General features: G+C 40.5%; 11 protein-coding genes. 8 read left to right on the forward strand and 3 right to left on the reverse strand.

Annotated elements, in window-relative coordinates:
- Positions 1–108 precede the first annotated feature (108 nt).
- Positions 109–591, reverse strand: coding sequence for a Spy/CpxP family protein refolding chaperone (locus tag ACFE90_RS31000; protein ID WP_375506185.1), 483 nt, complete (start codon positions 589–591; stop codon positions 109–111).
- 370 nt (positions 592–961) lie between these two features.
- Here ACFE90_RS31000 and ACFE90_RS31005 point away from each other — a divergent pair, with 370 nt between their 5' ends.
- Together ACFE90_RS31005 and ACFE90_RS31010 are read left to right on the forward strand one after the other, a co-directional pair.
- Positions 962–2,227, forward strand: coding sequence for a sensor histidine kinase (locus ACFE90_RS31005; protein WP_375506176.1), 1,266 nt, complete (start codon positions 962–964; stop codon positions 2,225–2,227).
- Positions 2,227–2,889 (forward strand): response regulator, encoded by a 663-nt coding sequence (locus tag ACFE90_RS31010; RefSeq protein WP_375506177.1) that lies wholly within the window; start codon positions 2,227–2,229, stop codon positions 2,887–2,889. The genes ACFE90_RS31005 and ACFE90_RS31010 overlap by 1 nt, the downstream gene beginning before the upstream one ends.
- 206 nt (positions 2,890–3,095) lie before the next feature.
- Here the strand turns inward: ACFE90_RS31010 and ACFE90_RS31015 are convergent, their stop codons facing one another.
- Entirely contained in the window at positions 3,096–3,521 is a 426-nt protein-coding gene (locus tag ACFE90_RS31015; RefSeq protein ID WP_375506186.1) for a nucleoside deaminase, read from the reverse strand.
- Positions 3,522–3,609: 88 nt separating this feature from the next.
- Between ACFE90_RS31015 and ACFE90_RS31020 the strand changes: the two genes are divergently transcribed.
- The 5 genes from ACFE90_RS31020 to fghA all read left to right on the forward strand — a co-directional run bounded on the left by ACFE90_RS31020 (position 3,610) and on the right by fghA (position 7,851).
- A complete protein-coding gene (locus tag ACFE90_RS31020; protein WP_375506178.1) occupies positions 3,610–4,410 on the forward strand; it encodes an ion transporter in 801 nt (266 codons plus the stop codon).
- A gap of 159 nt (positions 4,411–4,569) precedes the next feature.
- Entirely contained in the window at positions 4,570–5,544 is a 975-nt protein-coding gene (locus ACFE90_RS31025) for a TIGR04222 domain-containing membrane protein (protein ID WP_375506179.1), read from the forward strand.
- A gap of 5 nt (positions 5,545–5,549) precedes the next feature.
- The gene (locus tag ACFE90_RS31030; protein ID WP_375506180.1) at positions 5,550–6,383 is read left to right on the forward strand and encodes a DUF692 family multinuclear iron-containing protein; all 834 of its coding nucleotides are present in this window, start codon (positions 5,550–5,552) and stop codon (positions 6,381–6,383) included.
- Positions 6,374–6,940, forward strand: coding sequence for a hypothetical protein (locus ACFE90_RS31035; RefSeq protein WP_375506181.1), 567 nt, complete (start codon positions 6,374–6,376; stop codon positions 6,938–6,940). The genes ACFE90_RS31030 and ACFE90_RS31035 overlap by 10 nt, the downstream gene beginning before the upstream one ends.
- Positions 6,941–7,014: 74 nt before the next feature.
- A complete protein-coding gene (fghA, locus tag ACFE90_RS31040; RefSeq protein WP_375506182.1) occupies positions 7,015–7,851 on the forward strand; it encodes an S-formylglutathione hydrolase in 837 nt (278 codons plus the stop codon).
- A 143-nt stretch (positions 7,852–7,994) separates the two neighbouring features.
- On the opposite strand, the gene ACFE90_RS31045 is transcribed toward fghA, so the two are convergent.
- Complete coding sequence (locus ACFE90_RS31045) at positions 7,995–9,272, reverse strand: aliphatic sulfonate ABC transporter substrate-binding protein (RefSeq protein ID WP_375506183.1); 1,278 nt, start codon at positions 9,270–9,272, stop codon at positions 7,995–7,997.
- Between the two features lie 226 nt (positions 9,273–9,498).
- Between ACFE90_RS31045 and ACFE90_RS31050 the strand changes: the two genes are divergently transcribed.
- Positions 9,499–10,167, forward strand: coding sequence for a cadmium resistance transporter (locus ACFE90_RS31050; RefSeq protein ID WP_375506184.1), 669 nt, complete (start codon positions 9,499–9,501; stop codon positions 10,165–10,167).
- The last annotated feature ends 387 nt before the right edge of the window (positions 10,168–10,554 follow it).

The raw sequence follows: 10,554 nt of genomic DNA on the forward strand, positions 1-10,554 counted from the left end.
AAAAATAAATTATCCAATTTCTGGACTTCACTACGACTTTCCCTCCCCCAGCTAAGAGCTCCCTGCCCCTAAAGCGATGGGATATTTGTTTATTTGGAAGTCCCTTCCTTATTGGGGATTGCCTTGTTGACGGCGCGAAGGAGCATTTTGACGGAATTGCTCTATTTTTTGGCGCTGTTCGGGGGTCAAGACTGCTTGAATCTGTTGTTTTTCAGACTCACGGATTTGTCGGATTTGGGTTTTCTGTGCTTCAGTCAGATTTAAATCAGCATAACCACCCTTTCCTCGACGTTGACCTTGACCAGCTTGCCGTTGAGCCTGACGTGCTTGTTTCGCCGCCTCTAACTTGGCCTTTTGTTCTGGGGTGAAAACTGCCTCCAATTTGGTGCGGCTATCACGCTTAATTGCCTGAATTTGGGTTTTTTGGGCATCTGTTAGACCCAATTCTTTCCAAGGGCCCCTTTCTTTCTGTGGAGTTTGTGCAAGTAACACAGGTGAAGGAGAAGCTGTTTGGGCATTAACAGCAAAGGAGGTAGCAGTTAAAGTTAGAGCGATCGCTCCAGCGACTAGCGATAATACTTTGAGTTTCATTACTTGTGTGGTGGGTTTTTCCTGGTTGGATGCCACTATCATAAGAACTTATCTTTAGTAATCACATGAGGAGAAAGTCATGGTTTTACCCATGACTTTAGTCATGATTGAATTTGGACAAACATGATTGAGAATAAATAGTTAGGAGTTAGGAATAATAAAATTTTTGATTATGATGAATTTATCAATTCTTGTTTAGCTTATTACATCATGTTCTTATACCCTACATTCACCTTAATTCTTCCCTCTACGAAAATTTACAATGGCGGAGGCTATCACTAAAGTACCCGAAAAATATAATTTTTAATTCCTAATTTTTAACTCCTAACTACTAACTTTTAACTCATTTATAACTGGAGCAATGTGGGTAATGAGTCGTTCAATTCAAATTAAGAAACATCCTTTCCCGTCTCTACTTTATCTAGAGTGGACATTACTGGCGATCACTGCATTGACAGCTGTTATACCACCTCCGTTAGGGCATTTTCGTCCTAAGCCTCCAGAATTATCAATTTGTGGTGCATTTCCAGACTTGTCAGTTTGTAGCATATTACCAGAACTATCAATTTATAGTCTGATTATTTTTGCAGCAATGGGATTAAAATTACCCACTAATAACCAAAAAAATAAAATAATATACACAGTTATTGAAATTTTATTAATTTTAATAATTGGACTTTTTGGAGAAAGATTTGCTCGATTATTCCCCTTTTTATACATAATTTTAGTGACTCGTAGTTGTTTTATTTTTAAGTTAAATGGGCGTTTATTCGTTACAGGTTTATCATTTTGCTTATTTTTAGTTACTACACAACTAAAATATCAGTTATTCAATTTTCAAGCATCGCCACAAGCACAAGAGCGATATCGATTTTTGATTTTGAATTCGTCGCTGGTATTTGGCTTAAGTTTGGTTTTTGTGTTGTTGATGATGAATGCAGTATTGTCTGAACGGCAAAGTCGAGAAAAGTTAGCGATCGCTAATGAAAAACTGCGCCAATATGCCATGCAAATTGAAAATCAAGCTACCTTAGAAGAACGCAACCGCATTGCTCGTGAAATTCATGATTCTTTAGGACATTCTCTAACTGCTTTAAATCTGCAATTAGAAACCGCTTTAAAACTATGGCAAGCTAACCCAGGTAAGGCTGAAACATTTCTAGCAACAGCAAAAGAATTAGGTTCAAAAGCGCTAAAAGATGTCCGCGAATCTGTTTCTACTATGCGTTTAAATCCCTTACAAGAACAATCTTTAGAACGTGCAATCGCAAGTCTTTCAGAAAACTTTCATCGCTCCAATGGTATTTTACCAATTTATCAAATCAATCTGCAATATCCTCTACCACCTGAAATAAACACCGCTATTTACCGGATTACTCAAGAATCTTTGACTAATATATCTAAATATGCTTATGCCACAGAGGTTCAACTGGAACTAGGTACGACTAGAGGCAATTTACGATTGATAATTCAAGATAATGGTAGAGGTTTTGATTTAGGGCAAAATACTACAGGTTTTGGACTTCATAGTATGCGCGATCGCACTTTAGCACTTGGAGGTGAGTTTAATATTAATAGCGCTCCTGATTCTGGTTGCAAAATTACAGTTAATATTCCCTTAACGAGGTTGACATAATGATTAAAGTGCTGCTAGTAGATGACCAAGGTTTAATTCGTCAAGGATTAAGAGCGTTATTAGAATTAGAACCAGATTTAGAGATAGTGGGAGAAGCAGAAAATGGTGAACAGGCGATTAATTTAGTTGCTGAGTTTCAGCCAGATGTAGTATTGCTGGATATCAGAATGCCCATTATGGATGGAGTTGCAGCGACGCGAGAAATTCAAAAACGCTTTGCCAAAACTAAAATTTTAGTACTGACGACTTTTGATGATGATGAATATGTATCAGCAGCATTGCAAAATGGGGCAATGGGTTATTTATTGAAAGATACACCCTCAGAAGAATTAGCTGTTGCTATTCGTGCCGTTTATAAAGGATATACTCAATTAGGCCCAGGTATAGTTAAAAAGCTGTTAACTCAGTTTTCTAATGGTACAGCAACCCAATCACCGCCTGTACCGTCTACTTTAGCTGAACTCACTCCTAGAGAAAAAGAGGTTTTGCGGTTAATTGCTACAGGCGCTAGTAACCGAGAAATTGCTCAGGAACTCTACATTTCTGAGGGGACGGTAAAAAATCATGTGACTAATATTTTGAACAGATTAAATTTGCGCGATCGCACTCAAGCTGCGATTTGGGCAAATACCTATTTATCTTATTTCAATGAATCAAGTTAAATAATTCGTAATGGGTTACGCCCCGCTTCTCTACGTTCGCGCAGCTTGTCGTAGACAGACGCTATGCGAACGTAATTCGTAATTTTAACGTCTAGATTAGCTTTAGGGTATATTATCGCTGAAAGTACAACATAATTTTGGGATTATCGGTGTGTTACGGAAGCCGTAACACACCATAAATTTAAATAAGTTAGATTTTTTATAGCTTATTTAAATAATTCCAAACATTCATTTTTTAAAACGTCTTTTGTGAGCTTGATGTTTCTAAATGACTTAGCGATCACTTCTTCGCAAGATATATTAATTTGTGATTGATTTAGAGTAGTCAAATCTTGAATTGAAGCACCATATACAATTTCTGATACGCCACTCCAAACACAAGCAGTTGCACACATGGGACAAGGTTCGCCAGTTGTATATATGCTATAACCTTCTAAAGAAGGGTTTTTAAGTTTAGCTGTTAAACTACGAATAACGTTAATTTCCGCATGGGTTGATGGATCGTTGTCTCTGTTAACAGTGTTATGAGCTACGGCAACGACTTCGTTATCTTTAACAATCACAGCACCATAAGGCGCATCTCCTTCTTTTGCTTCTGCTAATGCTAAACGCATAAAATATTCTGGGTTCATATAAGCTGAGGTTAACATAATGATAATGATTAATAATATCGTATTTCTAATGTTATAAATGAGAATTAAAATTAGTTAATGGTCGAATATGTTACTGAGCAGACAAGAAACAGAATTCTACTTAAAAGACCTGGAAACACCATTAGGTAAAGCGATTAATTTAACGCTTGCCGCTATGGTGCTAGTATCATCAGGAATTTTTGTGGCAGAAACTTATAATATTCCTGATTCTGTGCGGTTTCAGTTGAATGTAGCCGATACTACGATCGTCATTATCTTCGCGGTGGAATATTTACTCCGTCTGTGGAGTGTGGAAAACAAAATTAAGTATATTTTTAGCTTTTATTCGATTATTGACTTAATGGCGATTTTGCCTTTCTTTCTAGGAATGGTGGATATCAGTTTTATCCGCTTACTGCGATGGTTTCGGATTTTACGATTAATCAGATTTATCGATAGGAAGTTTTTATTCGCCAGTATCAGCACCGAAGATGGAATGATTTTTGCGCGAATATTATTTACCTTATTTGCAATTGTTTTTATTTATTCTGGCTTAATTTATCAAGTTGAGCATCCGGTTAATCCTGAAAATTATGGTACGTTTTTAGATGCCTTTTATTTCTCTGTTGTCACAATGACAACTGTAGGATTTGGCGATGTTATTCCAATTTCAGAATTGGGGCGCTTGCTAACAGTCCTGATGATTTTTACAGGAATTGCACTGATTCCTTGGCAAGTGGGAGATTTAATTAAGCGAGTTGTGAAAACTGCTAATCAGGTAGAGACAACTTGTTCAGGTTGTGGTTTGGCTTTCCATGATGTAGATGCTGGGTTTTGTAAAAGGTGCGGGACTAAGTTACCTAGTCGCAGGGTTGATTCAGAGAGTTAAATTGTGGCGCTGACGGAGCATAAAATTTAGTGTGTGCTACAATTTTGTGGTAAAGTAAATGACAAACCTGAGAAAGCCAAATGTTTTAAAAAACGCTGCAAACATTGAGTCATTTAATTTCTCTTACTTTCAGTAATTCCCTAAAAAGGAGTAAAGGCAATGAATGCATTACTGCATAATCCAATTGCAGATATGTATGGGCCGGATTTTTTACTGTTTTATTGCTTTGTCATTGGGATAACTTTGGTAGTTTGCCGAGAGCTAGTGCAAGATCCAACCAAAAACCAGGCTTTACCGTTAATTCCTGCTGAACCAGATCCCTACGAAATCGCTTATTTGCGTTCTCAAGAAACAGGAATCGCCAATGTAGCTTTATTTGACTTGATTGTTCGGGGTTATTTGCAAGTCAATGAACAATCCATTAGCCAAGTACCAAATCATCCTGATGCTTCTCAACTACAGTCTATAGACCGTGAGGTATTTGATAAATTCTCTTCTTCTTCCACAGCTAAAACATCTGTTTGGTTGGCAACCGAGAGTATCCAGTCATACAGCAATGCCTATGAAGAAAAACTACAAAATGAGCAATTGTTGTATGCTTCCCAGTGGCAAGAACGGAATATCAAAGTTGGCTTGATTGGGGCGATGATTATTTTCAGCTTAGGGGCTTATAAGCTGCTCATCGCCTTGGGTAAGGGGTGTTATAACACAGGTTTATTAATCACCTTTGGTGTATTATCGATTATCTTTTTGCTGTGGTTTGTCAGTAGACGTACACATCTCAGTTATCGAGGAAAAATGTATCTGCAACAACTTCAAGAAACATTTACCCGATTGCAGCAGAAGGCAAAGTATGACATCCCCTCTGTATTTGATTACAACTTACTGGTGGCACTCTTTGGCGTTGAGGCGCTGGCTGGAACCTCTTATGACTCCTACTACAAAGCCTTTTTTCCGCCAACATTTTCTAGAACAGTTAGCAGGAGAAGCAGCTCCTCTGGTAGTTCGTGCAGCAGTAGTTCTGGCTGTGGCTCCTCGTGCAGTAGTAGCTCGTCTGATAGCTCATGTAGTAGCAGTTCATGTAGCAGCAGTTCCTGCGGTGGTGGTTGTGGCGGTGGCTGTGGAGGAGGTTAAGAGCAATGCTTTCTCATCTCCCTAATTTAGGTGTGGGGTTGGGTTTTCGACAACCGTTTAAAAGCGATCTGTTTCTCAACCGTCAGCAGATTGACTTTTTGGAAATTGTCGCTGAACACTATCTAGATGCATCTTGGCAAAAACAGCAGGAGTTAGAACTGCTTGCTGCTCATTTCCCGATAATTCCCCACGCGATTAATCTTTCGTTAGGCAGTGCTGAAGGCTTGGATACAGATTATTTACGCAAACTTGCAGCATTAATTAAGCAACTCAACCCACCTTGGTGGAGTGAGCATATCTGCTTTACAAAAGCGGGTGGAGTTGATATCGGGCATTTGTCCCCGCTACCTTATACTCAAGAAGTTGTGGAAGTACTTTGTCGCAACATTGCCGAGGTGCGTCGCTGGATTGATGTACCACTGATTCTGGAAAATATCACTTACATGGTGACGCTTCCAGGTGCAGAAATGACTGAAGCCCAGTTTCTAGCCGAGGTGGTAGAACGTTCTGATTGTGGACTGTTATTAGATGTAACAAATCTCCACACTAATGCTGTGAACTACGGCTATGATGTTCATGAGTTTTTGCAACAATTACCGTGCGATCGCATCGTACAATTACATTTTGTTGGTGGACATTGGCATGATGGTATATTAATTGACAGCCATTCGCAATCCACACCAGTGGAAGTATGGCAACTTATGGAGGAAGTCGTTGCCCGTGTTCCAGTTAAAGGGATTATTCTAGAACGAGATGAAAACTTGCCACCCTTTGCAGAATTGACAAAAGAACTGCAAAAAGCACGGGACATTAGCAGGAGTAATGGCAGATGGGGTTAGCACAAACCCAGAAAGTTTTAGCCCAACTTTACACTAATACCGATTTGAGAGAGCGTTTCTTTGCTAACCCAGAAACCGTTGGCGCAGAGTTGGGGCTGAGTTGCGATGAAGCACAAAAGTTAGCTCAACTTTCAGCCAAAGAGGTAAATATCTTTGCCAATTCTCTGAAGTGGAAACGATTGGGAGAAGTACGCGAACTACTTCCACGCACTGCGCGGGCGTTGGGTAAAAATTTTACTGCCTTGTTTTGGCGATATGCTCAAACCCATGTACCAAAAGGAATCAAAAAACACAAAGAAGATGCGATCGCTTTTGCTAATTTCATCTCTAGAGTTGCCCAAGAGGAAAACCTAGATCCACCTTGGATTAGTGATTTGGTGGGCTATGAAAAAACATGGCTGTTGGCTTATGAACCTACTAGTCGCTTAATTGTGTGTTGGTTTCGTTATCCTGTTAACATAGCGAGTGCGGAGAGGATGAAGCGCCAACCAACGATCGCAATTTGGTTTCGGTTCTCAAAGCGAGCGCAACTGCGGCATATTGTGCGCTCGCTATAGCGTGCTAATTACCAGGTAGTTCACGGTAAAATAATTTTTCTCTGGCGATCGCTCAAGGATTGAAAATACAACCAATGTCTAACCTCAACCTCCTTTCCGAATATAAAAGCTTTGGTGGCAAACTCGGTTTTTACAGTCATTCTTCCTCAACCTGTAACAGTGAAATGCGCTTTGCTGTCTATCAACCACCACAAGCAATTCAAAAACCTGTACCAATTCTCTATTTCCTCTCTGGGTTAAGTTCCACGGAAGAGAATTTTATGGTTAAGGCGGGAGTACAGCGCTTTGCAGCTAAGTATGGTTTGATATTGGTTGCACCAGATACGAGTCCGCGTAATACTGGCATTGCAGGTGAGGATGATAACTGGGACTTTGGCACGGGTGCGGGCTTTTATGTTGATGCTACAGAAGAACCTTGGCGTAAAAACTACCAAATGTATAGTTATATCGTCCAGGAATTACCTGCTTTAATTACCGCAAATTTCCCTACGCTATCTGAAAAACAAGGTATTTTCGGTCATTCAATGGGAGGACATGGGGCACTTGTCTGTGCAATGAGAAACCCAGAACTTTACAAATCAGTATCAGCTTTTGCACCTATAACTGCACCTATGCGTTGTCCTTGGGGCCAAAAGGCTTTTAGTGGTTATCTTGGCAACAATCAAGAAAGTTGGCGTGCTTATGATGCTAGTGAATTAGTCAAAAAAGTAGGATATCACAGTTCGATTCTCATTGACCAAGGGACTGCTGATAAATTTTTAGCTGAACAATTACTACCAGAGGTGTTTGAGCAAGCTTGTGCAGATGTTAACCAGCCGCTAAACTTACGTTACCAAAAAGGCTATGACCACAGTTATTATTTCATCGCCAGTTTTATTGAAGATCATATCCGCCACCATGCGTTAGCGTAGCTTACCGTAAGTATCGCTTTTAAAGAACCAGACCGGAAAAAAGGAATTCAGATTTGACACTTTTTTTAATTTTTATAATGTCCCTAGCACGAAGAGATTTAGACCAATGACTTGCTAAGTTGCTTTCGTTGTCAGTCTCGAAATTAATAAGTCCAGTTTTGCTTAGTCTGCAAGCTATAGGTTCCATCTTTGACATTCACCCGCTCAGGAATCAGATTTAAATCTCTAAATATATTTGCCTGATGCTGTAGAGCCGTGAGTGATTGGTCGTCAATTGGGATGATGGCGCGTTCGGCACTACGTTGCTGTAAAGTACTTACAATCGATGGATCGATTTCATGGTGTTCTGCCATTCGTTGAGCTGCTTTTAATTCCTGTTTCTTAGCCCAAGCTCCAGCTTCGTTTACCTCTTCTAAAATCACCTTGAGCAGGTCGGGATAGTCGCGTACCAGTTCTGGAATCGCGTAGTAATAGGTCGGAACTTCCACCGAGGCTTTGTCACCAAATATGCTCTCTAGGTCTGCAATCGAGCGCCCTGGGTAAGCGTTTCGGGCAAAAGTAGCTGTGTAGGGAACCCAAATCACCCAAGCATCAATTTCACCCCGGCGGAATCGGGGCAGCGCCTCCGGCTGTGTCAAATAAACTGGCTCAATGTCACTAAAATCAAGGCCGACTTTTTCCAGCGATCGCACAAGCACATAATGGGCGCTTGAGCCTTTATCAAAAGCAATCTTCTTACCCTTCAGGTCGGCAATGGTCTGAATCGGCGAATCTTCCGGTACTAGAATCGCTTGACCTTTGGGAGCGGTATATTTTTCTTTAGCCACCCGCACAAATACATGATCCGCAGCTTGAGAAAAGATGCTGGCTGTGGCCCCGCCGCCGCAGAAGTCTATCGTCCCGTTGCTGAGTGCTTCTATTAGAGAAGAGGCTGATAAAAAGCTTGTCCAGGTGACACTTAGCCCATAAGGTTGCAAACGGGTTTCGAGTAAGCCTTGAGTACGAAGAACTTCCAGATTTGTCATCCCCTCTGGATATCCTATTTTGAGTTGCTTGAGCCGCCGCGCTTGTTCAGCTAAGGGCGTGTTGCTAGATTGAGCAGAACGGGTAGAAAACCAGCGATCCAAAACTATACAAAAAATTATCCCCCCTATAAACAATCCCACAGTTTCCAGTAACTGGATTGTGGAGCTTTTGGGTAGTTTGAACTGATTCATTAAAGAGGAAAGCTGATTGCTAGATTCAGAAGTGGCAACAGCATGACCGTCAAAAACTAGAGTCAAGACCAAAATCGAGATAAGTCCGATGCAAAATCGAACTGCAAATCTGTAGGCAGCCGATCTACGAGTAGCTGATGCAAGCGACCGTAAGATGTTTTGACCTGTCCATCTAGGCAGAAGGTCAATCAAACGGCTAATCATAATGACTCCTTTGATAAATAAATATAGGTGATGGAAATTGCCGGATGAATTAGAGATGGGGGATAAAGTCAAAGCACCGCTTGATATGTATAAACTACCAGATTTGTTCTGAGTTACACCCAATATGCGATACTCACATTATCATATCGATATTGTGGGAATTCTCTACAAAGGTTGAGCGATCGCTAGTTTCGGTCATCAGACAGGTGTTGAGTGAGGAATGGTGATGGATTGGTTCATTGCGACAATTAAGATCGGGCTAGCTACGGCTGTGGCAACAACGTTTGACGACAATATTTATCTAACTGCCTTCTTCAGTGAGGTTAATCGGACTTTTCGTCCTCAACATGTTGTAGTTGGTGAGATTATAGGGTTTACGGCATTAGTGATAGTAAGTTTGTTTGGTTTCTTACTGGGTCTAGCAATTCCGTCAACTTGGACTGGTCTACTAGGGATTCTGCCGATACTCATTGGCTTGAACAATTTGTTCAACCTGAATAAGGATGATTCAGCCGAAGATAAGTCAGCCAATCTGAAAAGAAACTCTAAATTTCGAGGATTTGATTCCAGAAAGCGATCGCTCTGGGACGTAATCCGCGATCCGCAGACCTATCGAGTCTCCTCGGTAACAATTGCCAACGGCGGCAACAATCTTGGGATCTATATCCCCCTGTTTGCCACTAGTTCAATCCAAAATCTCACTGTAATCGTACCAGTTTGCTATTTCATTATTTTTTGCTGGCTGTTTATGTCCTATAATCTGACTCGTCTACCTGGTATCGCTTTGGTACTCAGCCGTTATGCTAGCAAGATTTTCCCCTTCGTGCTGATGTGGCTGGGTTTCAGAATTCTGTTAGACAGCGAATCCTATCGTCTTTTTTTACCGAGCAATTGACAAAAAAAATCCAACGGTTTTTATCTTAAAATTACTAAATATTGAAAGCGTTCTGGTGATTCACCTCTTAAAGGTACTTATGAATCACTTCAGATACCTGCTGATGATAGCCGCTAGAGAACTTTCACAGGACATCTCAATATTTACTACGATGCGGTCATTGCGAGTATTTGTGATGCAGAGTCTATTCTAATATTTGGCCCAGCTGAGGCAAAGGATGAACTGAAATCATCGACCATTTACGCAACCACAAACCTCAATACCAAGGCTATTAAGTTCTTCGCTTATATACATATTTATTTTGGTATTAGTAAAACGGTGATAGATGACAGATACAGCATTTTCGAGGTGCATGAGGTACAGTAAGTAATAGTGCATTAAGAACTA

It is taken from the genome of uncultured Nostoc sp. (genome assembly GCF_964245445.1).
In the GTDB taxonomy this organism is placed as follows: Bacteria; Cyanobacteriota; Cyanobacteriia; order Cyanobacteriales; family Nostocaceae; genus Nostoc.

What these genes read in the sequence shown, in the direction of transcription:
- ACFE90_RS31000 (WP_375506185.1), bottom strand. Translation starts at nt 591, where the DNA reads ATGAAACTCAAAGTATTATCGCTAGTCGCTGGAGCGATCGCTCTAACT.
- ACFE90_RS31005 (WP_375506176.1), top strand. Translation starts at nt 962, where the DNA reads ATGAGTCGTTCAATTCAAATTAAGAAACATCCTTTCCCGTCTCTACTT.
- ACFE90_RS31010 (WP_375506177.1), top strand. Translation starts at nt 2,227, where the DNA reads ATGATTAAAGTGCTGCTAGTAGATGACCAAGGTTTAATTCGTCAAGGA.
- ACFE90_RS31015 (WP_375506186.1), bottom strand. Translation starts at nt 3,521, where the DNA reads ATGAACCCAGAATATTTTATGCGTTTAGCATTAGCAGAAGCAAAAGAA.
- ACFE90_RS31020 (WP_375506178.1), top strand. Translation starts at nt 3,610, where the DNA reads ATGTTACTGAGCAGACAAGAAACAGAATTCTACTTAAAAGACCTGGAA.
- ACFE90_RS31025 (WP_375506179.1), top strand. Translation starts at nt 4,570, where the DNA reads ATGAATGCATTACTGCATAATCCAATTGCAGATATGTATGGGCCGGAT.
- ACFE90_RS31030 (WP_375506180.1), top strand. Translation starts at nt 5,550, where the DNA reads ATGCTTTCTCATCTCCCTAATTTAGGTGTGGGGTTGGGTTTTCGACAA.
- ACFE90_RS31035 (WP_375506181.1), top strand. Translation starts at nt 6,374, where the DNA reads ATGGGGTTAGCACAAACCCAGAAAGTTTTAGCCCAACTTTACACTAAT.
- fghA (WP_375506182.1), top strand. Translation starts at nt 7,015, where the DNA reads ATGTCTAACCTCAACCTCCTTTCCGAATATAAAAGCTTTGGTGGCAAA.
- ACFE90_RS31045 (WP_375506183.1), bottom strand. Translation starts at nt 9,272, where the DNA reads ATGATTAGCCGTTTGATTGACCTTCTGCCTAGATGGACAGGTCAAAAC.
- ACFE90_RS31050 (WP_375506184.1), top strand. Translation starts at nt 9,499, where the DNA reads ATGGATTGGTTCATTGCGACAATTAAGATCGGGCTAGCTACGGCTGTG.